Below are 24,008 nucleotides of genomic sequence, written 5' to 3'. Positions count from 1 at the left end.
CCAAAAAAACATAAATTTACTTAGGTTATATAAATTGTGTCAGCTAACTCTATGTGATAGTATAAGAAATGTAGAAAATAAAATGAATAATGTTATTTTCTATAATGTTTTATCTGAAGGCTGAAAGCCTTCACAATAAAATGCAAAGGAGGTCGAATGGATGAAAAAGTTTGTCGGATATTTAGTTGTATTTTTCACTGCATTATTGTTCACTGTTCCTGTAGATGCCGCTGGCGCGATTTCTGCGAATGAGCAACAGATCCTAGACTTGTTAAAAGCACCAGTAAGTATTCAAGGAAAAGAATTCACTGTCCCTGATACTTACATTACACAAGCCGAAAACCATTTGAAACAAAATGATTTAACGGATGCACAAGTAGAAACTGCCGTTACAGGTATTCAAAATGTGCGTAATCTGTTAGGTTCAGTAACAATCGATATGACAGGAATCAACACGCTTGATGATTTGATTCGTGCTTTACCGCGGGATATCATCATGCAAATCCAACAAGAGGTAACGAGAGTTGCTGACGCGTTGGGATTAGTTGTACTAAGTTGGAATGGTAGCGATATCCAAATCGGTGCAAAAAATGCTGATGGAACAACTTCACCAGCTTTTAGCACTAGTTCTCCAATTAAACAAACAGGTGGTAATTATACCGCTAGTGCAATGGCAATTGCTTCATTACTATTAGTCGCAGCAGGTGCGGTTGTAGTAGGAAGAAAGACAAAGATTGCGTAAAAAGCGCAAGCTTCTTAAGAGACTAGGGGCAATGCTTTTTGTCCCTGTCTTTTTTTTGGCAGCTGGTTATTCTCTAATGTACGTCATAGGAAGACCTGTCATTCATTTTGCCACTTCTTCTTTAAATTTGTTTTTACTTTCAGATGTTCCAACATTCGAAACGCAAGAACAAAGCTTTGAAGCTGTAAAAGAAGAAGATGTCGCTAAAGATGAGAACAATGAACTGGCATCTAGCAGTATCGCTTACCCTAGAGGTGGCGAACGCTATGGTGACATCATGGTAGATTCTTTAGATCTGAATGTGCCTTTGTATTTTGGAGATACCGATGAGATATTAAGAAAAGGTGCGGGACAATATATGGGTTCTGTCTACATAGGTGAGACTGGAACGTCACTAGTCGGTGGGCACAATGTTGATGGGTTTGGTAAGCTAAGCGGTATTCAAACAAATGATATCGTGACAGCTAAGACGACCTATGCGAATTACCGCTATCAAGTAAAAGAAATGGTGATTCGTCATAAAGATGATCCGGAAATCAATGAATTGATCAGTCAAAAAGATAAACCAATACTGCTTCTTTATACATGCTATCCTGTTGATAGTTTAGGCATGACGGATGAACGACTTTTTGTTATCTGTGAGTTAGTTGAAGGTCCGTTGATCAATCCTAATAAATAGGAGGAAATCATGAGTACGCAAAAATTCATGCAAAAAGGGTCTCGTTGGCTACTTACTTTTATTTGTTCTTTGAGTTTGTTTGCCGGCATGACGTTAGTTGTATTGAGACTAACGTTGTTCAACCAACAGTTTATGGAAAAAGCCATGGAAGAAGCCAATTATTCAGAAACGATCACCTCTGAGATCAATCAAAGAATCAGCGATCTAGGTCGAGGAAGCAATATTCCTGCAGATGTATTGGCAGACACTGTTCCTCAAGCTTATGTACAATCGAATGTTGAACACTATATTCGCACCATTTATACAGACATTCCTTTTTTGATTGAACGGACAGAGGATGTAGACAAAATCATCCAGAAAAAAGTCGAAGATTATGCGAAAGAAAACAATTATGAAATCAATGCAGAAACGCAACAATCGATTGACAATCTAAAAAAATCTGCCATCGAAACCTATAGTGAATATATTGAGATCCCTTATCTTTTGACCTATGGGAAGCAAGTGATGGGGTATAAAAGAACGCTGACCTTATTGATCTTCTTTACAATGACAGTTTCTGCATTATTAGTGATTGCGATCATTGCAATCGACACACGTTTTTTCCATCGTGCGTTACGCTATTTAAGTTATGCAGTGGGTGGCGCTGGTCTAATGCTTTTAGCGTTACCTCTTTTTGTGTACCTTTCAAAAATGGTCGAGCGTATCGGCATCAATTCAAAGTCGCTCTATCATTTTTTAACTACGTATCTAAGCAACTTTATTGTAACATTTATCCAATGGGGAATCGTGCTCATTATTTGTAGTTTCATCATCTGGATGTTGAGCGAACTATTAAGAAGACGAAAAGTTAAGAAAAGATATTAACGATAGAAAGTGGAGAAAACATGGAAGAAACGATTAGTCTAGGAGAATTATTTGAGATTTTAAGAAAGCGCTGGTTGCTGATTCTTGCGACCACGCTTGCCGGATTTGCATTAGCTGCTGGAGTCACGTTCTTTTTGATCACACCTAAATACAGTTCATCAGCTGAGATGATCGTTCAGTCAAAAGCAGAAAATACGAATACGAATCTACAAGATGTCAACGCTAACGTATTGTTGATCAATACTTACAAAGATATGATTTTAGGTGATGTTGTCATCAATGATGTTCAAAGAGAACTTGAACAAAATTATGGACAAAGTCTTACAAAGGGTGAGTTGAAATCGGTGATCAGTGTCAATCAATCACAAAACTCACAAATGTTCCAAATCGTTGCAACTGTTGATAATCCAGATCATGCGACGGATATCGCCAACGTCACAGCACAAGTTTTCCAATCAAAAGCAACGGACGTATTGAATGTCAATAAAGTGACGATCACTTCTGCAGCACAAAGCAATCCTACACCTGTTTCACCAAATAACATGTTGAACGTAGTTATTGGTGGGTTACTTGGCTTGATGATTGGAGTCGGATTAGCCTTTCTTCTAGAGTTGTTAGATAAAACAGTTAAAGATGAACGTTTTGTCACAGAAGAATTAGGATTGCCGATACTTGGAGATGTCAATGAAATGACGAAGAAAGAACTTGAAAACGGCCGTATGTTTCAACCAGCAGAAGTCGAAACGATTGAAACAACTGAACAAAGAGAAAGCCGTCGTTCACGAAAACGTGTATAAGGAGAAGTATTTATGAAGAAAAACACTATTTTACCTGTTTCACTCCTCAGCATTACCGATAAAAATGCCATGGTTTCCGAACAATATCGGACGATCCGTTCAAATATCCAATTTGCTTCTGTCGATCGTGAATTGAAGACGATGGTCGTGACTTCATCTGGTCCAGGTGAAGGAAAATCAACAACAGCTGCTAACTTAGCTGTCGTATTCGCAAATAGTGGCAAAAGAGTTTTGCTGGTTGATGCTGATTTGAGAAAACCAAGTGTAGCATTGACTTTTCAATTGCCAAATGTCAATGGATTAAGTAATTTCTTAGGCGATCGTGAAGGAAGACCGGAATCATATTATCATACCAGTTCCGTCGAAAATCTTTGGGTCATGACAAGTGGACCGAAACCACCGAATCCATCCGAACTACTTGATTCGAAACGAATGGAAGAAGTGATCGAACAACTAAAAGCATTATTTGATTTGATCATTTTTGATTTACCACCCATTGCAACAGTCACTGATGCTCAGATCTTAGCCGCAAAAACAGATGGGACACTTTTAGTCGTCCGAGAACGCAAAACAATGAAACAAGAATTAATCAAAGCGAAAGAACTGCTAGCCATTGCACAAGCAACGATTTTAGGTGTTGTTTACAACGGTGCGAAGAAGAATGCAGATTTTAATTATTATTACTATTGATGAGGAAGTGAGCAAAAATGATTGATTTACATTGTCATATTTTACCTGGTATAGATGACGGACCAAAAACGGTCAAAGAATCGATCGCCATGGCAGAAGAAGCTGTTCGACAAGGAATCACCCACATTTTATGCACCCCTCATCATAATCAACGTTTCACCAATGAAAAAGCAGATGTATTACTAGCTGTCGAAGACTTGCAAAAAGAACTCGATCGACAGTCCATCCCCCTAACTTTATTTGAAGGACAAGAAGTTCGAATAAAAAGTAATTTGATCGATGAAATTAAAAGTGGCAAGATTCTTTTTGCAGATGTCGCCGATCGCTATTTGCTAGCTGAGCTACCAACAAACAGCATTCCCGAATACACAGAAAGTTTGTTTTATGAATTACGTCAGATGGGGATCGTACCAATCATTGTCCATCCTGAGCGGAACCGCGTTTTCCAAGAAAGTCCTAATCTATTATTACCCTACTTGAATATGGGGTGTTTGGCGCAGTTGACTGCACCGAGTATTGCAGGTGTTTATGGCAAACAGATCAAGAAGTTAAGTGAGGAACTGGTTCAACATCGGCTTGTCCAGATGATTGCCTCAGATGCCCATAGTCGAAAAGATCGGGATTTTTATATGGAAAAAGCATATAGTATCGTAGAGAAAAAATTTGGATCTACAGTCATCGAAGAAATGGATCAAGTAACAAGAGACATCATCAATGGGGAGCAAGTGCATGCAAAAGATTTTCGACCTATTGTATAAAAGTTTTAGGGGGCGCAGGGGTTGTTTGAACTTACTAGAAGAAGAAAAGTAATCATTTTAGTTTTGGTTGATAGTTTTTTATTAGGCATCTCTATATTATCAAGCTATTATTTTATGACACCATTTGTTGGTATCGATCAAGATTACTTAGCCGTGAATTTAGGCGTATCACTAATTTTTTACATTGGATATGGCATGCTGTTCAAAACATTCACGCGAATCAATCGATATACGAATTTAAATGAGATGGCAGCTATTTTTTCAGCCATTACTTGTACCGTTATTTCATCATTTATCATCCAATATTTGTTTATGCAAAAAATCAGCCTTAGATTACAATTATTAACTTACATCTTATCTATGTTTCTCATCATCAGCAGTCGTTTATTCTGGCGTATATATATCGAACATAAAACACAGCGTCAAGAATCGCCACTAAACAAACACAGAACACTAATTATTGGAGCTGGCGAAGGCGGACGTATTCTATACAATAGTATTCTTAGTTCAAAAGCAATCAACGATTTGGAAGTGATTGGCTTTGTGGATGATGATCCGAACAAATATAAAACATATTTGTCTGGGATAAAAGTCATAGGGAATACCAAGGACTTACCAAGATTGATCGACGAATTGTCGATCGATATGGTGACGATCGCGATACCTTCCTTGCCACGAAAAAGAATTCGTGAAATTTTCCATCTTATCGAATCAAAAGAAGTCAAGATGAATACCATGCCTTCGATTGAAGAAATCGCATCAGGGAAAATCAATGTTTCTCGCCTGAAAGAAATCGACGTGGTCGACTTGTTAGGACGAGAAGAAGTCAAATTAGATTTAGATAAACTAAAATCACACATCTCAGAAAAAGTCATACTTGTTACCGGAGCTGGAGGCTCTATTGGTTCAGAGATTTGTCGTCAAGTACTTGCTTTTTCGCCAAAAAAATTACTCTTATTAGGACATGGTGAAAACTCGATCTATTTGATTCATCGCGAACTATCAGGAGACCCCTCTTATAATAAAACAGAAATCATTCCAATTATTGCAGATATCCAAGACCGTGAAAAGATCTTCCATATCATGAAAGAACATCAGCCAGATATCGTCTATCATGCAGCAGCACATAAACATGTGCCCTTGATGGAATATAACCCAAGAGAAGCAGTAAAAAACAATATCAAAGGAACAAAAAATGTAGCAGAAGCTGCCAAAGAAGCGAATGTCAAAAACTTTGTCATGGTGTCCACCGATAAAGCCAATAACCCACCAAATGTGATGGGAGCCACGAAGCGAATCGCAGAAATGATCGTCACAGGCTTAAATGAAGAAAACAGTACCAAGTTTTCGGCCGTAAGATTTGGGAATGTCTTGGGCTCTCGCGGAAGCGTAATCCCTGTTTTTCGAGAACAGATCGCAAAAGGCGGACCCATCACGATCACCGATTTTCGGATGACCCGTTACTTTATGACAATCCCAGAAGCAAGCCGTTTAGTCATCCAATCGGGTGCATTAGCAAAAGGTGGCGAAATCTTTGTCTTAGATATGAGTGAACCAGTCAAAATTTTAGATCTTGCACGAAATATGATCCGCTTGAGTGGTTACACTGAAGAAGAAATCGAAATCGTCGAAACAGGCATCCGACCTGGCGAAAAATTGTATGAAGAACTGTTGTTGGACAAAGAACGAAATGATGAACAGGTGTATGAAAAGATTTTTGTAGGGAATATCAAAGGTTACCCGATCCAAGAAGTCATGGAATTTGTAACAGGTTTATCCGACGATGACAAACAACTAGCAAAAGAAGTCGTAGCATTTGCAAGGGCTTCGAGTAAATAGATGATAGGAGATAAAAATGAAAAAGAAGATATTGTTGTCTTCACCACATATGAGTGATGAAGGATATGAACAAGCTTACGTGAAAGAAGCATTTGATACAAATTGGATTGCCCCATTAGGAGCAAATGTAGATGGATTTGAATCAGAGCTAGCAGAATTTGTGCAGGTAAAATATGCTGCGGCATTATCTTCTGGAACAGCGGCGATTCATCTAGCTTTAAAAGCAGCAGGTGTTGAAAAAGGAGATATAGTACTTTGCCAATCTTTAACCTTTTCAGCAACGGCGAACCCTATTATTTACCAAGATGCTGTCCCGGTATTTATAGATAGTAACATGGAATCATGGAACATGGATCCTAAGGCATTAAGAGAGGGTTTGGAAAAATATCCTCATGCAAAAGCTGTGATCGTGGTCCATTTATATGGATTATCTGCTGAATTAGATGAGATTATTGCAATCTGTAAAGAGTATAATGTTACGTTAATTGAAGACGCGGCTGAATCCTTAGGGACAAAATATAAAAACCAATATACAGGTACTTTTGGTAAATATGGTATTTATTCTTTCAATGGTAATAAAATAATTACTACTTCTGGTGGTGGTATGCTTGTTTCTAATGAAAAGGAAAAAATAGATAAAGCTAGATTCTGGGCAACACAATCACGTGATAATGCTAGACATTATCAACATAGTGAAATTGGTTATAACTATAGAATGAGTAACGTAGCTGCTGGAATTGGTCGAGGTCAACTGAAAGTACTTCAGGAAAGAATCGACAAAAAAAGATATATATATGATTTTTATAAACAGGAGTTAGCTGATTTTTCAGCCATTACATTTATGCCTGAAAATAGTTGGGATAAACCTAACTATTGGTTGAGCGCTATTTTAGTAGAAGGTGTTGATCCCACTAAAATCATGGATGCATTGGCTCTTGAAGATATTGAAGCGCGACCTATTTGGAAACCTATGCATTTACAACCTATATTTAAAGATTTCGATTATATTGGTAATAGAAATGCGGAAAATCTATTTAATAAAGGAATTTGTCTACCATCCGATACCAAAATGACTGATGAAGATATATTAAAAGTATGCTTGGTAATAAAGGGAGTTGTACAAAATGAACCTATACAAACAGATATTTAAGAGAGTACTAGATGTGTGTATATCTATAATAGTATTAATAATCTGCTCTCCTATAATTATAATTTTGTCAATTTTAATAAAGTCAACTTCAGAAGGACCAGTTTTTTTTAAACAGAAAAGATTGGGACTAAATGGAGAGAATTTCTTTATCTATAAATTCAGAACAATGTGTGTTGGAGCAGAAACTATAGGTGATGGATTAACGATTAAGACTGCTTCGGATAATAGGATTACCAAAGTTGGAGGATTTTTAAGAAAGACTGGTTTGGATGAACTGCCACAACTAATAAATATCATTATCGGTGATATGTCACTTATAGGACCTAGACCGCCAGTTACTTATTTTCCTTATGATGGATTTGATGCTTACCCAGAATGGGCCAAGAAACGATTCACTGTCAGACCTGGTATTACAGGTTTGGCGCAATGTACTGTAAGAAATTCTGTAAGCTGGGATAAGCGTATAGAAATTGATTTACAATATATAGAAGAAATATCTTTTACTAATGATTTAAAAATAATTTATAAAACAATTTTAAAGGTATTTAAAATACAGGATATTTACGATGAAGGGAAAATCACACGTGATAAAGAATGAGCGTATCAAACTCAGACCGATGGAAATAGAAGATGGTAAACACCTGTACAAATGGAAAAATTCAGAGGAAGTATTCAAATATTTAGGGGGCGGGTTTAAACCTCAATCATTTTTTGAATTAAATGAATTTTTACCTCAATTATGTAGAATCACAGAAAAAAATTACCGGTTTATTATTTTGAATGCAAAAAACAATCTCCCCATTGGACTAATAGGACTATATGATATCAATAATATTCACCGGAATTGTGAAGTAGGCTTATATATTGGAGATGAGGATTATCTTAATATGGGTATTGGGACTGATGCACTAAAGTTGATCGAAGAGTATGCTAAAAACTATTTGAATATTAGAAAAATTTCTTTATCAGTAGTTAGTGAAAATATAGGGGCAGTAAGCTTTTGGGAAAAAAACTCTTATAAATTGGTTGGCGTAAAGAAAGAAGATCGTTATATACAGGGAAAATACTGTGATGTAGAAATACGAGAAAAGTTTTTATAGGGAGATCTAGAATGAATATTTTAATACTAAGTTGCGGAACAAGGAACAAAATAGTTGAATACTTTAAAAGAGAACTTTTAGAAAACGGTGGGAAAGTTTACGGAACGGATAGTAACTTTTTAGCACCCGCACTTTATATGTGTGACGACTATTTTATTGTTCCGCCCTTCACTAGTGAGGTATATCTCAAAGAAATTCTAAAAATCTGTCAGGATAACGACATACATGCAATATTCTCTTTAATTGATACAGAGATGGAGATATTATCCAAGAATCGCCGATTATTTGAAGATAATAATATAACAGTTTTTGCACCTTCTTATGATATGGCCCAAATGTGTTTAAATAAAGAGATGATGTACAATCAACTTCTTGAATTAGGAATCAATACACCGAAAAGTTATTTTAATTATGATAACTTTCTGTTTGCTTATAAAAAAGGTGAAGTCAGTCTGCCAGTTTTTGTTAAGCCTATATGTGGAAGTGCTAGCATCGGAGTCGGATTGATCCATAGTATCGAACATCTAGAAATACTTTTTAAGACTTCAGAAACACCTCTAATGATTCAAGAGAATATGAATGGGAAAGAATATGGTATTGATTGTTATATTGATATCTTTACCGGTGAAGTGATAGACATATTTGTGAAAGAAAAACTAAGAATGCGTGCGGGTGAAACAGACAAATCTAAATCTATTCATATTCAACAGGCAAAGGAAATAATTGAAAAATTTGTGGCAAACTCTCCAGGGTTAGCTGGTCCGAATGATTTTGACTTGTTTGAAAAAGATGGCGAATTTTATTTATCAGAGGTTAACCCACGATTCGGAGGTGGCTATCCTCATGCATATGAATCCGGTGTAAATTTTACTAAATATTTAATTGAGAATAGTTTAGGTAAGAGATTAGAAAAACAAGATATTTTTTACTACAAAGAAGATATTTATATGATGAAATACAGTGAACAAATTTTAATTGAAAAATAAGAGGTGCTTTATGAATATACTCTTTATAACTGTTTCAAAAATAAATAATATAGACCAATCTGGGATTTATACTGATTTACTTAGAGAATTTGTAGCAGAAAACCATGATGTAACAGTTATTACGCCAATTCAACGTAGAGAAAAAATAGGTAAAACAATAGTTGAACAAGTGGATGGTGTTACTCTTATTAAGGTTAAAACTGGGAATTTCCAAAAAACAAATCCTATTGAAAAAACAATCAGTCAATCTATGATAGAGAAGCATTATATAAACGCAATAAAGCGGTATACAAAAAATAAAAAGTTTGATTTAGTACTGTATGCTACACCTCCTATTACATTCGAGAAAGTTGTTTCGTTTGTTAAAAAAAGAGATAATGCAAAAGCATATTTATTATTAAAAGATATATTTCCTCAAAATGCTGTAGATTTACAAATGATCAGAAACAAGAGTTTGGTTCACCAGTTCTTTCGAAATAAAGAAAAAAAATTATATCAGATATCTGATCATATAGGTTGCATGTCCCAAGGTAATCTTGATTATTTAATTAATCACAATCCAGAGATAAAAAATTCAAAGGTAGAAATCAATCCTAATACAATTGAGATACGTGAAATAGCAATAAATAAAAAAGAACGAGAAAAACGCAAAGAAGAACTTAATATAAATAAAGAATCTATTGTTTTTATGTTTGGAGGAAATCTTGGGAAACCTCAAGGAATTGACTTTCTAATTGAATATTTAAAACAAGAACAGATAGAAGATACTTTTTTTATTATCGCTGGTAATGGAACAGAAAGATATAAACTAGAAAAATTTTTCTTGGATAATCAACCGAGCAATGCTATTTTGTTAGACCAGCTTCCAAAAGAAGAATATGAAAAGATAGAACAGATTGCTGATGTTGGATTAGTATTTTTAGATAAACGATTTACAATTCCCAATATACCTTCTCGAATTTTAGGATATATGAATAGCAAAATTCCAATATTGGCAGCGACAGATAAACATACTGATTTGAGAGATATAATTATGAATGGACAGTTAGGATTTTGGTCCGAACATGGAGATATAGAGTCTTTTAGAAATAATATTATTCAGTTGTTGGATAAACAAGAACGAAGAATTTTAGGTGAGAATGCATATATGTATTTGAAAGAAAATTATGAGGTAAAAAAAACTTACAATACGATCATGCAGCACTTTAGAGGAGAAGAGTAAATATGTTTAAAGACAAAGTATTATTGATCACCGGTGGAACTGGTTCATTTGGTAACGCGGTGATGCGAAGATTCTTAGATTCTGATATTAAAGAAATACGTATTTTTTCTCGTGATGAAAAGAAACAAGACGACATGAGAAAGAAATACAATAATGACAAATTAAAGTTTTATATCGGTGATGTTCGAGATATCAACAGTGTTAAAAACGCTATGTACGGAGTAGACTATGTTTTTCATGCTGCTGCGCTTAAACAAGTACCATCGTGTGAATTTTTTCCAATGGAAGCTGTAAAAACAAATATTATCGGAACGGATAATGTAGTTACAGCAGCTGTTGAGATGGGGATAAAAAAAGTGATTTGTCTTTCTACAGATAAAGCAGCTTATCCAATCAATGCCATGGGAATCTCTAAAGCAATGATGGAGAAAGTTTTCGTTTCTAAGGCGAAAACAGTAGCGGATGAACGAACAACGATCTGTGGGACTCGCTATGGAAATGTCATGGCTTCTCGTGGTTCGGTCATTCCACTATTTATTGAGCAAATCAAAGAGGGTAAGCCACTGACAGTAACTGATCCAGGAATGACTCGCTTTTTAATGAGTTTAGACGAAGCTGTAGAATTGGTCATCTTTGCATTTCAGAATGCCAAAGCTGGCGATATCATGGTTCAAAAATCACCTGCCTCAACTGTTGGGGATTTAGCTCAAGCAATCATTGAATTATTTGATGTAGATAACGAAGTCCATGTGATTGGAACACGCCATGGCGAAAAGAGATATGAAACTTTGCTTACCAAAGAAGAGTATCTAGTTGCTAAAGATATGGGTGATTTTTATCGTGTGCCTGCGGATACGCGTGATTTGAATTACGATAAATACTTTTTTGAAGGTAGTAAAGAATTAACACAAGAAGGTGAGTACAATTCAGATAATACTCATCGATTATCAGTAGCAGAAATCAAAGAGAAGCTCCTTGAATTGGATTATGTAAAAAAAGAGTTGAAAGCGTGGCACACAAAATGAATATTTTAGTAACTGGAGCCAATGGATTTGTAGGTAAAAATTTGATTGCTGAATTAAAAAATGAAGGATATGAAAATATTTTCAGCTTTGATATCGACACACCAAAAACTTTACTAGACGAATATTGCAAAAAAGCAGATTTTGTTTTTCATCTAGCAGGTGTGAATCGCCCGAAAGAAGAGGACGAGTTCATGAAAGGTAACTTTGGATTTACTTCAGAGTTACTTGGAAAGCTAAAAGAATATCATAATACATGCCCAGTGATGATTTCTTCATCTATTCAAGCTTCTTTGGATAACTCTTACGGTAAGAGTAAAAAAGCTGGTGAAGATCTTTTAAAATCATATCATGAGGAAACAGGCGCACCAGTTTATATCTATCGCTTTTCAAATTTGTATGGTAAATGGTCACGCCCAAATTATAATACGGTAGTTGCTACTTTTTGTTACAAGATTGCTCGTGATGAAGAAGTGACAGTCAATGACCCTAATGCGATGATTGAATTGTGTTACATCGATGACGTAGTCAATGAATTGATTTTTTGTTTAAATGATAAACCATATATGGAAAAAGGGTATTGCTCTGTTCGAGAAATTGATCAAATCACTGTTGGCGAATTGAAAGAACTGATTATTTCTTTTAAAGAAAGTCGAGTGAGCTTAACTTTACCAGATTTTTCGAGAAGAATTGAAAAAAATCTTTACAGCACTTATTTAAGTTTTTTACCAGAAGACGAATTTTCATATTTTTTAAAAATGAATGTAGACGATCGTGGAACTTTTACAGAATTTTTAAGAACAAAAGATCGTGGCCAAGTATCAATTAATATTTCAAAACCAGGGATCACTAAGGGAAATCACTGGCATCATACAAAAAATGAAAAATTTTTAGTAGTAAATGGCGAAGGAGTCATTCGTTTCAGAAAAATAGATTCAGATGAAGTGATTGAATATTTTGTTTCCAGTGAAAAACTGGAAGTAGTGGATATCCCAGTTGGTTATACACACAATATTGAGAATCTAGGTAAATCAGATATGGTAACCGTCATGTGGGTCAATGAACCATTTGATCCAGAACATCCTGATACTTATTATGTGGAGGTTTAATGAATGAAAAAATTAAGAGTGATGACCGTTGTAGGTACGCGTCCAGAAATCATCAGACTATCTGCAGTAATCAATCGTTTAGAGACTTCAGAAGCGATTGACCACGTGCTAGTTCATACCGGTCAAAACTATGACTATGAATTAAATGAAGTATTTTTTGAAGATTTTAAATTAAGAAAACCTGATTACTTCTTGAACGCTGCAAATGGCACAGCAATTGAAACAGTAGGAAATATCTTAATCAAGATTGATCCTATCTTAGAGGAAGTAAAACCTGATGCTTTCCTAGTATTAGGTGATACAAACAGTTGTCTATGTGCAATCGCTGCAAAAAGAAGACATATTCCTATTTTTCATATGGAAGCTGGGAATCGCTGTTTTGACCAACGTGTGCCAGAAGAAACGAATCGAAAAATCGTAGACCACACAGCAGATATCAATCTTACGTATAGTGATATTGCAAGAGAATATCTTTTGCGTGAAGGATTGCCTGCCGATCGTATCATTAAAACTGGAAGTCCGATGTTTGAAGTTCTTCATTCGAGAAACGAGGACATTCAGCATTCTGACATCATTCAACGTTTAGGTCTGGAAAAAGGACAATATTTTGTTGTTTCCGCCCATCGTGAAGAAAACATCAGTTCCGACAACAACTTTATGAATTTAGTAGATAGTCTAAATACGATTGCTGAGAAATATCAGTTACCAATCATTGTAAGTACGCACCCTCGTACAATGAAAATGATTGAAGCGAAAGGAATCGAATTTCATCAATTGGTCCAAACAATGAAACCGATGGGATTCAATGACTATAATAAGTTACAGCTCAACGCCAAAGCAGTGTTAAGTGATAGTGGAACCATTAGTGAAGAAGCTTCTACCTTGAATTTTAAAGCATTGAATATCCGTCAAGCACATGAACGCCCAGAGGCAATGGAAGAAGCAAGTGTGATGATGGTTGGACTTGAAAAAGAAAGAATCCTTCAAGGTCTAGAAGTGTTAGAAACACAAGAGAATGATACCTTGAGAAAGGTCTCAGATTATTCAATGTCAAATGTTTCAGAGAAAGTGTTACGAATTATTTTGTCTTATACCGATTATGTGAATCGGGTGGTGTGGAAAAAATGAAAAGTAATATATTGATTTTAGCGGAAGGTTATTTTCCAGCACAAAACTATGGTGGACCTCCAGTAAGCATAAAAAATTTCTGTGAATTGTTAAAAGAAGACTTCAATTTTTACATTGTTACAAAAGATAATGATTTAAATGAACAAGAAAGATTGAACGGAATTGATGAAGGCTGGAATTCGAGATTTGAAGCACAGGTTCTATATCTGAGTAAAAAAGAAAATTGGATTAGCCGTATAAAAAATATAATTAAGAAGTTAAATCCAGATTTGATTTATATTAATAGTTTCTTTGATTATAAATTATTGAGTTCAATTTTGTTAACACCTAATAAGATTCCTATACTCATTGCTCCTAGAGGACAGTTGTTGGACGGAGCTATGAGCAATAAGAAATTAAAAAAAACAATATACTTACGGTTATTCAAATTATTCTATACGTTCCGAAAAAATGTATATTTCCAATCGACTAGCCAAGAAGAAGAAGAAGTATTAAAACACTTATTTTCACCGGATTCTATACTGACTTTTACAAATATCCCTAGTAAAACAAATGAAGATAATAATGTAAGATTGAAGAAACCCAATAGTTTGCATTTAGTTTTTTTGTCCAGAATTGTCTCTAAAAAGAATTTGGATTATGCTATTGATATTTTAACTACACTCAATGAAGAAATATCTCTAGATATTTTTGGGCCAATTGAAGATAAGAAATATTGGAATCTTTGTGAAGATAAAATATCTACTCTACCAAAAAACATAAAAGTTAAGTATAAAGGTAATGTTAGACATGAAATGGTTGGAGCAATATTTAGTCAATATGATGCTTTTTTATTTCCAACGAAAAGCGAAAATTACGGACATGTGATTTCGGAATCTTTATTAAACGATTGTCCTGTCATAATTAGTGATAAGACGCCCTGGAATGATATTGAAAATGGGGAAGAAGGCTATGTATGTTCATTAGACAATGTTGAAGAATTTAGACAAGCGATTAAAGAATTGTATTATAAAGACGAAAAAGAACATTTATTAATGAAAAAGAAAATAAAAAATTATATGGAATCAAAAATAGATTTTTCAAAATTGAAAAACGAAATATCTACTAAAATCGAAAAAATAATTAGAAAATAGGAGCTATTTTTATGGTGCTAAATGAAATAAAAAAAGATAAAATATTAATACTTTTACTTTTTCTCTTATTTTCGTCTTATATATTATCGTTTACTAAATTACCACAGTCTTCCATTTTTTACTTTCTAAAATTTGCTTTATCACTCATATTTATAGTGGTCTATATATTATTAAATAAAAGTAAAATAAAAATTAGTAAAGAAAACACTATTCTTTTCTCTACATTAGCTGTATTTTCAGGGATTCCCATTTTTTTTAACGCTACTATTTCTAATATAGTTAGTTTTATATTATTAGTAGTCATCTACCTCCCATTTATTTTTATTATTTTTCCTAATATAAATAAAGAACTAATGGAAAAAGTATTGAGTATAATGTATCTTTCTTTATTCCTATTTTTATTTTTACCTTCAATTTTCTTGTCATTTTTCAATGATAATTATTATTTGCAATCTAATAGATATAGATTTATATCATATTTTAATAATCCCAATGAGTTAGCGCAGTTTTGTTTAGTATTTTTTCTTCTCTCATTTTATTATGCATTCACGAGCAATACTCGTATAAATAGAAAAATAATTTCTTTACTTTTTTCTATAATTAGCGTTTATATAATTTATTTAACAGATAGTCGCGCTGTATTTCTTGCAGTTATAGTATTTGTTTTGTTTTATGTTATAACTTCTATTTTTCACTTTGAGAAAAAACAAAAAAGTTTAATGTTTTTAGTTATATTGATCATTATTATGCTCATATTGTTCTCTAATAATATTTTTGAAAATAATAAAAACTTTTTGTCATATATAGATACATTATCGAGTCATAGATTAAGTATTTGGCAAGATATATTGAGTTATGATAATCTAATTTTTTTGTTCTTTGGAGGTTTTTTACAAACTCACCCTCAATATCAGGTTATAACAAACGCCTATGTAGAGTTATTTGGTAAATTTGGGCTAATCGGGTTAACTCTTTGGTGTGCATCTGTTATAAAATTTTTAACTAACAAAAATAAAACTACAAAATTTGATAAATACAAAACTGCAATAATTTTTACTTACCTATTATATTATTTATTTGAAAGTGGACTATCAAGTATCGTGAATATTTCAAGTTTCTTTTTCTGGTTTATGGTGTCTACAGATCAATTATCTAATAAAAAATATTATGTAGAGGAGAATTAAATATGAATATCTCAGTATTCGGTTTAGGTTATGTTGGCCTAGCAAATGCACTACTTCTAAGCCAAAGCGAAGCAGTCAAAGCATATGATATTGTAACAGAAAAAATAGACCAGTTGAATCAAGGAATTTCTCCTATAGAGGATAAAGAAATTAGTGAATTTTTAAAAAAGGATAATCTAAAAATTAATTTTATCAAAGACTTTGAAGAAGCTGTGATTTTCGGTGATTACTTAATTATTGCAACCCCAACAGATTACGATGAAAAGAAGAATTATTTTAACACTTCATCAGTTGAAAAAGTAATCGAACAAGCTTTAGCAATTCGCTCAGATGCTACTTTTATAATCAAATCAACCGTTCCTGTAGGGTACACGGAAGAATTAAAGAAAAAGTATGGAACGGAGCGGATAATATTCTCACCAGAATTTCTGCGTGAGGGTAAAGCACTATACGATAACCTTCACCCATCAAGAATCGTGATTGGCGAAAACTCAGATAGGGGACAAGAAATTGCTAATCTTTTTAAGGAAAATGCTCATGATAATGATGTCCCGATACTATTGACGAATTCAACAGAAGCGGAAGCAATCAAATTGTTTTCAAATACCTACTTAGCTTTAAGAGTTGCTTATTTCAATGAGCTTGATACGTATGCTGAATCGAATGATTTAGACAGTAAGCAAATTATCGAAGGTGTCGGACTAGATCCTAGAATTGGTTCGCATTATAATAACCCATCATTTGGCTATGGAGGGTATTGTTTACCAAAGGATACTAAGCAACTGCGTGCAAATTATAGTGGTGTCCCAAGCAATTTGATTGGTGCAATCGTTGATGCAAATGCGACGAGAAAAGATTTTATCACTGAACAAATTTTAGCTAGAAGTCCCAAAGTTGTAGGGATTTATCGCTTGACTATGAAAGCTGCTTCAGATAATTTTCGTTATTCTTCAATTCAAGGAGTAATGAAAAGACTGAAGGCGAGAGGTATTTCTGTTATTGTTTATGAACCTACTGTAGATGAGAAGGATTTTTCAGGTTTTCCGGTGATACCTGAACTAGCAGATTTTAAAAATCTAAGTGATGTAATCATCTCCAATCGATTTGATGAAGAATTGGATGACGTTGAAGAAAAAGTTTATACTAGAGATATTTTTAGAAGGGATTGATTGAGTGAAAAACATAGCTCGTAATTTCATTTATCAATCCATATTCCAGATAATGAAAATCGTTATTCCAATTATAACCATACCTATAGTATCTATGGCGTTAGGTCCTGCTGGAATAGGGATCTTCAACTATACCAATTCAATCGCACAATATTTTGTACTAGTTGCTAGCTTAGGTGTAGCTATGTATGGGAATAGAGAAATCGCACTTGCGTATAATCGACAAGAGGACATTTCTAAATTATTTTGGGAAATTGTTGTATTTAAAGCGATATTGACATTAGCAGTATTTTTTATCTACATTGCTGTTGTCAGTTTCTTACCTAACAGTAATTATTTTTATTTTCAAAGTTTAACCATTTTAGCAGTGCTTTTTGATATATCATGGTTCTTTATGGGAATTGAAGATTTTAAGTTAACTAGTGTATCGAGTTTATTCGTTCAAATAATTACTTTTGTGTTGATACTGCTTTTTATTAAAGATTCAAATGATGTAGGTATCTATATTTTGATCCAAACAGCTGGTATATTTGTTTCACAAGTGTTAGTTTGGTTCTTTATCAAACCTTATATAACATTTCAAAAAATAAATCTAAAAAAAAGTTTTAGTCACATCAAAGGCTCGTTTGAATTCTTTATACCCCAAGTAGCGATTACCTTATATACGAATTTAAATAAGACCTTATTAGGCTTATTCATAGGGGCTTCAGCAGTTGGATTTTATACAAACTCACTCACCTTAAATACAGTGTTTATAACAATCATCACTACACTTGATATTGTTTTACTTCCACATATGAGTGGTTTGTTTGCTAAAAAAAATGTTGAGCGAATTGTAGAGCTGATGGATAAAACGATTGATCTACAGTTGTTTTTTAGTTTACCGATCATGTTTGGGATGTTAACTGTATATGATAAGCTTGTTCCATGGTTTTTTGGGGAAAAGTTTTTATTTATTAATAATGTTATCCCATTTTTTACTCCTTTAATAGTAATTATTCCGCTAGGTATGGCTGTTTCAAGACAGTACCTTATTCCTATAGGTAAAGTTAGAGAATATAATAAATCTGTGATTATTGGTGCAGGTATAAACATTATCAGTAATCTAATCTTACTACCAACTGTTGGTTTTTTTGGAGTTGTCATTTCTAATTTATTGGCTGAATTCTTTGTTACTGCAGTAAGAGTGCGCTCGTTTCTCAAATCTACTAACTTTTCTTTTAATTTTCGGCGAATAAGTATTTATTTTATTTCAGCACTTGCAATGATGATTATCACCAGAATATTGACTAATTCTATGCAAGCAAGTTTAATAACTAATATAGTACAAGGTTTAATTGCTATTACCCTGTATTTTATCTTTACAGTAGTAATGAGAACAAATCCTATTGTTTCATTTATTCAAGAGAGAAGAAGTAAGTGACTGATTACTTACTTCTTTTTATTTATCAAAAAATGAGCCAAAGGTAGTGGATATTGTCAAATACCTTTGGCTCATTTATTAATATTTATAGTAGAGGATGGCAAAGAATCACTCCCGCCATCCCGGTGTCACTGCCTCCTTACAAAACGTGAACCGCTTCTTGTCATAATTCACCAAGCCGGAGTCTTTCAGCTGTTTGATCACCTGTCCGGCGGTTTCACGAGTGGTACCACTATTGACTGCTAGTTCTTTCAACGTGATCGGATAGGGTATCGATATATGACCGTCTTCTGTAGGGATTCCTAATTCTTCTTTTAAAACAAATAAGTTTTGTTTCACTCGGTCAAATGCACTGGAGGTCAAGCCGATTTGAATGCGTAGTTCGTGCATCTGAACGACTTTTCCTAACTTCTGGATCATGTAAATCAATTGATTGGGGTTGTTTTTGACAATTTTTTCATAACAAGCTACAGGAAAATAAAAAGTCTCGATATCTGTCATGGCTTGTGCTGTATACGTATAAGGTTCTTCTTCAAAAATACCAGACATTGGAAAGAGATTATTTGCTGTGACATAATCATAGTAGTAATAAGTAGCACTTTCGTCATAACGCTCTAAACGGATCAATCCTTCTGTTAAGACATAGAAACGTTGCCGCTCATCTCCTTCATCAAAAAGCACTTGTCCTTTCTTATATGAACGTAGGACAGTCTGCTCTTTGATTTCTTCAAATTCCTCATCAGTAAAGTGTTCAAAATCAGGTTGATATCTGAGTTTAGAAAAATGATAATCGATTTTATTTACACGCATGAACATCCCTGCTTCCTATAATTCTCTCCTTCTATTGTGACTTCTTTTATTTCTTTTGTAAAGCCATAATACATTCCGAGAAAAGCTATATTTTGTAAAATATTAATTGCGTTTGTTATTATGTAGGATTTATACAAAACAGATGAATATAATTTGATGAGTGATCATAAAAGTGTATAAAAAACAAATAATATACATAAAGTAAACGCTAACAACCTTAATTTAAATGGGATTTAAAAATATACAAAAAAATTTTTTTGATGAATAAAAATTTTTTTGAGAGAGTTTTCAGTATAAAAAAAAGAGAAATTATTAATAAAAGATGCAAAAATGTGTAATTATTTAATTAAGCTTTAATAATGAGAGATTCTTCTCTTTTTAAATGCGAGAAAAGCATGAAAGTGATTACAAAAGCAGTTTATTCTAAGTATGTAATCAAAACGAAGGAGGCAACACAACATGGATAAACCGATTCACGTTTTCTCTGAGATAGGAAAGTTAAAGACAGTATTATTAAAACGACCTGGTCAAGAAGTGGAAAATCTAACGCCTGATATTATGGATCGTTTGTTGTTCGACGACATTCCGTATCTACCGATTGCACAAGCTGAGCATGATGAATTTGCACAAGTGCTCCAAAGTGAAGGCGCTGAAACATTATATTTAGAAAAATTAGCGGCTGAAGCAATCGATGCAGGTAATGTCAAAGAGGAATTTTTAAATAAAATGTTAGATGAATCTTTTATTGCATCTAATGCTGTTAGAGATGGTCTTCATGAGTTCCTTCTATCAATGGAAACTCAAGATATGGTAGATAAGATCATGGCGGGTGTCCGTACAAAAGATATCGATGTGAAATCACGTAGTTTATACGATTTATCATCTGATGACGACTATCCTTTCTACATGGATCCAATGCCAAACCTATACTTTACAAGGGACCCTTCCGCATCAATGGGGAATGGGATGACAATCAATAAAATGGCATTTGAAGCACGTCGTCGTGAGTCAATGTTCACAGAATACATTTTGAACCACCACCCACGTTTTGCAAATAAAGGGGTTGACGTATGGTTGGATCGCGAAAATCCAGATCATATCGAAGGTGGGGATGAATTGATCCTTAGTGACACAGTTGTCGCTGTGGGTATCTCACAAAGAACAAATGCAAAAGCGATTGAGCGTTTAGCACGTCACTTATTTGCTAAAAATGCAGGATTTGAAAAAGTCTTGGCAATCAAGATCCCGAATAATCGTGCCATGATGCATTTAGATACAGTATTTACTATGGTTGACCATGATAAATTCACAATCCATCCAGCGATCCAAAGTAAAGAAGGAAAAATGGACGTCTTTACAATTGAACAAGCTGGCGATGATATCAAAATTTCTCATTCAGATGATTTACAAGAGTCATTGAAATCAGTTTTAGGGTTAGATGATCTTGTATTGATCCCAACAGGTAATGGCGATGCGATTGTTGCACCTCGTGAACAATGGAATGATGGCTCAAACACATTAGCGATTGCTCCAGGGGTGGTAGTTACTTACAATCGTAACTATGTATCAAACGAATTATTGAGAAGCTACGGCATCAAAGTATTGGAAATCACTTCAAGTGAATTGTCACGCGGTCGTGGTGGCCCTCGTTGCATGAGCCAACCATTAGTTCGTGAAGATTTAAAATAGTTTATTCCTGATGGCAGTCACTGTCAGCTGCCATCAGATTTCCTCTTAATACCAAGTGCTTTATGTACTATCAAATAGAATACAATTTTAAAGGAGAATGTTCATATGAAAGAATCAGTATTTCAAGGAAGAAGTTTATTAGCAGAAAAAGATTTTACAAAGGAAGAGTTACAATATTTGATCGACTTTTCTCAACACTTGAAAGATTTGAAAAAACGTGGCATCCCACATCATTACTTAGAAGGAAAAAACATTGCATTACTATTTGAAAAAACATCAACACGTACACGTGCAGCATTTACAACGGCAGCAATCGATCTTGGTGCGCATCCAGAGTATTTAGGTGCAAATGACATCCAATTAGGTAAAAAAGAATCTACAGAAGATACTGCCAAAGTATTAGGTAGTATGTTTGACGGAATCGAGTTCCGTGGTTTCAGCCAAAAAATGGTGGAAGAATTAGCTGAATTCTCAGGCGTACCTGTATGGAATGGTTTAACTGATGAATGGCACCCAACTCAAATGATCGCTGACTTCTTAACGATCCAAGAAAACTTCGGTAAAGTGGAAGGCATCACAGTTGCTTATTGTGGCGATGGACGTAACAACATGGCGAACTCATTGTTAGTAACAGGTGCGATCTTAGGAACAAATATGCGTATCGTTGCACCAAAAGAATTACAACCTGAAGAAGAAATCGTGAAAATGGCTGAAGAGTTTGCAGCGAAATCAGGTGCACAATTAATGATCACTGACGATGTTGCTAAAGGGGTAGACGGAGCAGACGTTCTTTACTCAGACGTTTGGGTATCAATGGGTGAAGAAGATAAATTTGAAGAACGTATCAAATTATTGAAACCTTACCAAATCAATATGGATATGATCGAAAAAACAAACAATACAGATCGTTTGATCTTCTTACACTGCTTACCAGCATTCCATGATACGAAGACAGTTTACGGTGAACAAATGAAAGAACGCTTCGGCATCACTGAAATGGAAGTAACAGACGAAGTATTCCGCAGTAAATATGCACGTCAATTTGAGCAAGCAGAAAACCGTATGCACTCAATCAAAGCAATCATGGCAGCAACACTAGGAAACTTATTCATTCCTCGTGTGTAACAACTAACAAGTAAATAATCAAAACGAGTCAGCGTGAGGATCGTTCAGAAAGAACGCTGGCTTGTTTTGTCATCGGTAAAATTCAGAATGTTCTGAAAGAAAGGGAGATAGACATGGCAAACAGAAAAGTGGTTGTTGCATTAGGCGGAAACGCGATTTTATCAACAGATGCAAGTGCAAAAGCGCAACAAGACGCATTGATGGAAACAGCAAAATACTTAGTGAAATTTATTGAACAAGGAGATGAATTGATCATCTCACATGGTAATGGTCCTCAAGTTGGGAATTTATTGATCCAACAACAAGCGGCTGATTCAGAAAAAACACCGGCAATGCCATTAGATACATGTGTGGCGATGACGGAAGGTTCAATTGGCTATTGGTTGCAAAATGCGATGGGCGAAGTGTTGAAGGAAAAAGGAATCGATAAAGATGTCGTTTCGTTAGTGACACAAGTCATCGTTGATGAAAATGATCCATCGTTCAAAAATCCAAGCAAACCAGTTGGACCGTTCTATACAGAAGAAGAAGCGAATGATCAGATGAAAGCAGACTCTTCTGTAACATTCAAAGAAGATGCAGGACGTGGTTGGCGTAAGGTCGTTGCTTCTCCAAAACCAATCTCAATCAAAGAAGCTCGAGTCATCCAAACATTAGTGGAACAAGGCGTAATCACCATTTCTGTAGGTGGTGGCGGTATTCCAGTAGTGGAAACTGCAACAGGTCTTGAAGGAAAAGAAGCTGTTATCGATAAAGATTTTGCTTCTGAAAAATTAGCAGAGATCATTGGTGCAGATCTATTGATCGTGTTGACGGGTGTCGATAATGTCTACGTAAATTATCAAAAACCAGATCAAAAGAAATTAGAAACAGTTGGTGTTTCAGAAATGAAACAGTATATTGCTGAAAACCAATTTGCTCCAGGAAGCATGTTGCCAAAAGTGGAAGCAGCGATTGCCTTTGTTGAGGCTCGTCCTACTGGGAAAGCAATTATTACTTCCTTAGAAAATATTGAAAATCTATTAGCTTCAGAAGAAGGAACAATCATTGTTGCTGATGAAGCGTAAGAAACTTTTTATCGTTTTACCATGACCATGTGTATAAAATGTCCAGTTGGTTTTTAATCTCCTTTAGACCTCCTGGACATTTTAGCTTATTGTTGAAGGTCAGCTTTTCGAACACCGTTTATTTATGAAGAAAACTCTAGCCAGGAGATTGGATATCTGCTATAATTCAAATCAAGTTAAATAAGAGCAACGTTTGCTGAACAAGAGAGTAATTGGTGTCATTTCGTTCAAAGCGAGTCTGGGTAGAGTGGAAGCCGGACGGACAAATCCCAATGAAGCGCACTTGGAGAACTCTGTCTTTGACAGACGGTCGTCTACCGAT

Annotated in this window: 23 protein-coding genes; 22 read left to right on the top strand and 1 reads right to left on the bottom strand. The window is 34.6% G+C overall.

What is annotated here, in order from left to right; all coding sequences use genetic code 11:
* Positions 1 to 160 precede the first annotated feature (160 nt).
* Genes IGJ99_RS08625 through IGJ99_RS08535 form a run of 19 tightly spaced genes read left to right on the top strand, consistent with a single transcriptional unit; the run spans position 161 to position 18,995 of the window.
* Entirely contained in the window at positions 161 to 742 is a 582-nt protein-coding gene (locus IGJ99_RS08625) for a hypothetical protein (RefSeq protein WP_010735158.1), read from the top strand.
* A 31-nt stretch (positions 743 to 773) separates the two neighbouring features.
* Complete coding sequence (locus IGJ99_RS08620) at positions 774 to 1,421, top strand: class D sortase (RefSeq protein ID WP_023519871.1); 648 nt, start codon at positions 774 to 776, stop codon at positions 1,419 to 1,421.
* 9 nt (positions 1,422 to 1,430) lie between these two features.
* The gene (locus tag IGJ99_RS08615) at positions 1,431 to 2,285 is read left to right on the top strand and encodes a hypothetical protein (protein WP_010735160.1); all 855 of its coding nucleotides are present in this window, start codon (positions 1,431 to 1,433) and stop codon (positions 2,283 to 2,285) included.
* 20 nt (positions 2,286 to 2,305) lie between these two features.
* Positions 2,306 to 3,082, top strand: a complete 777-nt coding sequence (locus IGJ99_RS08610; RefSeq protein ID WP_010735161.1) for a YveK family protein — start codon at positions 2,306 to 2,308, stop codon at positions 3,080 to 3,082.
* Between the two features lie 12 nt (positions 3,083 to 3,094).
* The gene (locus IGJ99_RS08605) at positions 3,095 to 3,772 is read left to right on the top strand and encodes a CpsD/CapB family tyrosine-protein kinase (protein WP_023519869.1); all 678 of its coding nucleotides are present in this window, start codon (positions 3,095 to 3,097) and stop codon (positions 3,770 to 3,772) included.
* A gap of 17 nt (positions 3,773 to 3,789) precedes the next feature.
* A complete protein-coding gene (locus tag IGJ99_RS08600) occupies positions 3,790 to 4,530 on the top strand; it encodes a tyrosine-protein phosphatase (RefSeq protein ID WP_438770759.1) in 741 nt (246 codons plus the stop codon).
* 21 nt (positions 4,531 to 4,551) lie between these two features.
* Complete coding sequence (locus IGJ99_RS08595) at positions 4,552 to 6,369, top strand: polysaccharide biosynthesis protein (RefSeq protein WP_375152351.1); 1,818 nt, start codon at positions 4,552 to 4,554, stop codon at positions 6,367 to 6,369.
* Between the two features lie 16 nt (positions 6,370 to 6,385).
* The gene (locus IGJ99_RS08590; RefSeq protein WP_066026066.1) at positions 6,386 to 7,519 is read left to right on the top strand and encodes a DegT/DnrJ/EryC1/StrS family aminotransferase; all 1,134 of its coding nucleotides are present in this window, start codon (positions 6,386 to 6,388) and stop codon (positions 7,517 to 7,519) included.
* Positions 7,494 to 8,117, top strand: a complete 624-nt coding sequence (locus IGJ99_RS08585; protein WP_244063296.1) for a sugar transferase — start codon at positions 7,494 to 7,496, stop codon at positions 8,115 to 8,117. The genes IGJ99_RS08590 and IGJ99_RS08585 overlap by 26 nt, the downstream gene beginning before the upstream one ends.
* Entirely contained in the window at positions 8,086 to 8,619 is a 534-nt protein-coding gene (locus IGJ99_RS08580; protein WP_169058929.1) for a GNAT family N-acetyltransferase, read from the top strand. The genes IGJ99_RS08585 and IGJ99_RS08580 overlap by 32 nt, the downstream gene beginning before the upstream one ends.
* A gap of 11 nt (positions 8,620 to 8,630) precedes the next feature.
* Positions 8,631 to 9,605: an ATP-grasp domain-containing protein gene (locus IGJ99_RS08575; protein ID WP_409173453.1), complete on the top strand. Its 975-nt coding sequence runs from the start codon at positions 8,631 to 8,633 to the stop codon at positions 9,603 to 9,605.
* Between the two features lie 10 nt (positions 9,606 to 9,615).
* The gene (locus IGJ99_RS08570; protein WP_438735087.1) at positions 9,616 to 10,827 is read left to right on the top strand and encodes a glycosyltransferase family 4 protein; all 1,212 of its coding nucleotides are present in this window, start codon (positions 9,616 to 9,618) and stop codon (positions 10,825 to 10,827) included.
* Between the two features lie 2 nt (positions 10,828 to 10,829).
* Positions 10,830 to 11,852 (top strand): polysaccharide biosynthesis protein, encoded by a 1,023-nt coding sequence (locus tag IGJ99_RS08565; RefSeq protein ID WP_077151521.1) that lies wholly within the window; start codon positions 10,830 to 10,832, stop codon positions 11,850 to 11,852.
* The gene (locus IGJ99_RS08560; protein WP_438735222.1) at positions 11,849 to 12,958 is read left to right on the top strand and encodes a capsular polysaccharide biosynthesis protein CapF; all 1,110 of its coding nucleotides are present in this window, start codon (positions 11,849 to 11,851) and stop codon (positions 12,956 to 12,958) included. The genes IGJ99_RS08565 and IGJ99_RS08560 overlap by 4 nt, the downstream gene beginning before the upstream one ends.
* Positions 12,959 to 12,961: 3 nt before the next feature.
* Positions 12,962 to 14,086, top strand: coding sequence for a non-hydrolyzing UDP-N-acetylglucosamine 2-epimerase (wecB, locus tag IGJ99_RS08555; protein ID WP_438770758.1), 1,125 nt, complete (start codon positions 12,962 to 12,964; stop codon positions 14,084 to 14,086).
* Positions 14,083 to 15,219 carry a glycosyltransferase gene (locus IGJ99_RS08550; RefSeq protein WP_438770918.1) on the top strand — a complete coding sequence of 379 codons (1,137 nt, stop codon included), beginning with the start codon at positions 14,083 to 14,085 and terminating at the stop codon, positions 15,217 to 15,219. The genes wecB and IGJ99_RS08550 overlap by 4 nt, the downstream gene beginning before the upstream one ends.
* 11 nt (positions 15,220 to 15,230) lie before the next feature.
* Positions 15,231 to 16,403, top strand: coding sequence for an O-antigen ligase family protein (locus tag IGJ99_RS08545; RefSeq protein ID WP_077151518.1), 1,173 nt, complete (start codon positions 15,231 to 15,233; stop codon positions 16,401 to 16,403).
* Positions 16,404 to 16,405: 2 nt separating this feature from the next.
* Entirely contained in the window at positions 16,406 to 17,572 is a 1,167-nt protein-coding gene (locus IGJ99_RS08540; protein WP_438770757.1) for a nucleotide sugar dehydrogenase, read from the top strand.
* A 4-nt stretch (positions 17,573 to 17,576) separates the two neighbouring features.
* Positions 17,577 to 18,995 (top strand): oligosaccharide flippase family protein, encoded by a 1,419-nt coding sequence (locus IGJ99_RS08535; protein WP_010735172.1) that lies wholly within the window; start codon positions 17,577 to 17,579, stop codon positions 18,993 to 18,995.
* A 108-nt stretch (positions 18,996 to 19,103) separates the two neighbouring features.
* On the opposite strand, the gene IGJ99_RS08530 is transcribed toward IGJ99_RS08535, so the two are convergent.
* The gene (locus tag IGJ99_RS08530) at positions 19,104 to 19,805 is read right to left on the bottom strand and encodes a Crp/Fnr family transcriptional regulator (protein WP_023519859.1); all 702 of its coding nucleotides are present in this window, start codon (positions 19,803 to 19,805) and stop codon (positions 19,104 to 19,106) included.
* A 459-nt stretch (positions 19,806 to 20,264) separates the two neighbouring features.
* Between IGJ99_RS08530 and arcA the strand changes: the two genes are divergently transcribed.
* From arcA to arcC, 3 genes are all read left to right on the top strand, one after another.
* The gene (arcA, locus tag IGJ99_RS08525; protein ID WP_062805084.1) at positions 20,265 to 21,494 is read left to right on the top strand and encodes an arginine deiminase; all 1,230 of its coding nucleotides are present in this window, start codon (positions 20,265 to 20,267) and stop codon (positions 21,492 to 21,494) included.
* Positions 21,495 to 21,599: 105 nt separating this feature from the next.
* Positions 21,600 to 22,619, top strand: coding sequence for an ornithine carbamoyltransferase (argF, locus tag IGJ99_RS08520; protein ID WP_010735175.1), 1,020 nt, complete (start codon positions 21,600 to 21,602; stop codon positions 22,617 to 22,619).
* Between the two features lie 113 nt (positions 22,620 to 22,732).
* Complete coding sequence (arcC, locus tag IGJ99_RS08515; RefSeq protein ID WP_010735176.1) at positions 22,733 to 23,686, top strand: carbamate kinase; 954 nt, start codon at positions 22,733 to 22,735, stop codon at positions 23,684 to 23,686.
* Positions 23,687 to 24,008: the final 322 nt, after the last annotated feature.

Origin of the sequence: Enterococcus sp. AZ095b (assembly GCF_051714725.1) — a bacterium.
In the GTDB taxonomy this organism is placed as follows: Bacteria; Bacillota; Bacilli; order Lactobacillales; family Enterococcaceae; genus Enterococcus_B; species Enterococcus_B pernyi.
Note: the sequence above shows the minus strand (reverse complement) of the source record. Positions and strands in the feature narration are given on the sequence as shown.

What these genes read in the sequence shown, in the direction of transcription:
- IGJ99_RS08625 (WP_010735158.1), top strand. Translation starts at nt 161, where the DNA reads ATGAAAAAGTTTGTCGGATATTTAGTTGTATTTTTCACTGCATTATTG.
- IGJ99_RS08620 (WP_023519871.1), top strand. Translation starts at nt 774, where the DNA reads ATGCTTTTTGTCCCTGTCTTTTTTTTGGCAGCTGGTTATTCTCTAATG.
- IGJ99_RS08615 (WP_010735160.1), top strand. Translation starts at nt 1,431, where the DNA reads ATGAGTACGCAAAAATTCATGCAAAAAGGGTCTCGTTGGCTACTTACT.
- IGJ99_RS08610 (WP_010735161.1), top strand. Translation starts at nt 2,306, where the DNA reads ATGGAAGAAACGATTAGTCTAGGAGAATTATTTGAGATTTTAAGAAAG.
- IGJ99_RS08605 (WP_023519869.1), top strand. Translation starts at nt 3,095, where the DNA reads ATGAAGAAAAACACTATTTTACCTGTTTCACTCCTCAGCATTACCGAT.
- IGJ99_RS08600 (WP_438770759.1), top strand. Translation starts at nt 3,790, where the DNA reads ATGATTGATTTACATTGTCATATTTTACCTGGTATAGATGACGGACCA.
- IGJ99_RS08590 (WP_066026066.1), top strand. Translation starts at nt 6,386, where the DNA reads ATGAAAAAGAAGATATTGTTGTCTTCACCACATATGAGTGATGAAGGA.
- IGJ99_RS08585 (WP_244063296.1), top strand. Translation starts at nt 7,494, where the DNA reads ATGAACCTATACAAACAGATATTTAAGAGAGTACTAGATGTGTGTATA.
- IGJ99_RS08580 (WP_169058929.1), top strand. Translation starts at nt 8,086, where the DNA reads ATGAAGGGAAAATCACACGTGATAAAGAATGAGCGTATCAAACTCAGA.
- IGJ99_RS08575 (WP_409173453.1), top strand. Translation starts at nt 8,631, where the DNA reads ATGAATATTTTAATACTAAGTTGCGGAACAAGGAACAAAATAGTTGAA.
- IGJ99_RS08570 (WP_438735087.1), top strand. Translation starts at nt 9,616, where the DNA reads ATGAATATACTCTTTATAACTGTTTCAAAAATAAATAATATAGACCAA.
- IGJ99_RS08565 (WP_077151521.1), top strand. Translation starts at nt 10,830, where the DNA reads ATGTTTAAAGACAAAGTATTATTGATCACCGGTGGAACTGGTTCATTT.
- IGJ99_RS08560 (WP_438735222.1), top strand. Translation starts at nt 11,849, where the DNA reads ATGAATATTTTAGTAACTGGAGCCAATGGATTTGTAGGTAAAAATTTG.
- wecB (WP_438770758.1), top strand. Translation starts at nt 12,962, where the DNA reads ATGAAAAAATTAAGAGTGATGACCGTTGTAGGTACGCGTCCAGAAATC.
- IGJ99_RS08550 (WP_438770918.1), top strand. Translation starts at nt 14,083, where the DNA reads ATGAAAAGTAATATATTGATTTTAGCGGAAGGTTATTTTCCAGCACAA.
- IGJ99_RS08545 (WP_077151518.1), top strand. Translation starts at nt 15,231, where the DNA reads ATGGTGCTAAATGAAATAAAAAAAGATAAAATATTAATACTTTTACTT.
- IGJ99_RS08540 (WP_438770757.1), top strand. Translation starts at nt 16,406, where the DNA reads ATGAATATCTCAGTATTCGGTTTAGGTTATGTTGGCCTAGCAAATGCA.
- IGJ99_RS08530 (WP_023519859.1), bottom strand. Translation starts at nt 19,805, where the DNA reads ATGCGTGTAAATAAAATCGATTATCATTTTTCTAAACTCAGATATCAA.
- arcA (WP_062805084.1), top strand. Translation starts at nt 20,265, where the DNA reads ATGGATAAACCGATTCACGTTTTCTCTGAGATAGGAAAGTTAAAGACA.
- argF (WP_010735175.1), top strand. Translation starts at nt 21,600, where the DNA reads ATGAAAGAATCAGTATTTCAAGGAAGAAGTTTATTAGCAGAAAAAGAT.
- arcC (WP_010735176.1), top strand. Translation starts at nt 22,733, where the DNA reads ATGGCAAACAGAAAAGTGGTTGTTGCATTAGGCGGAAACGCGATTTTA.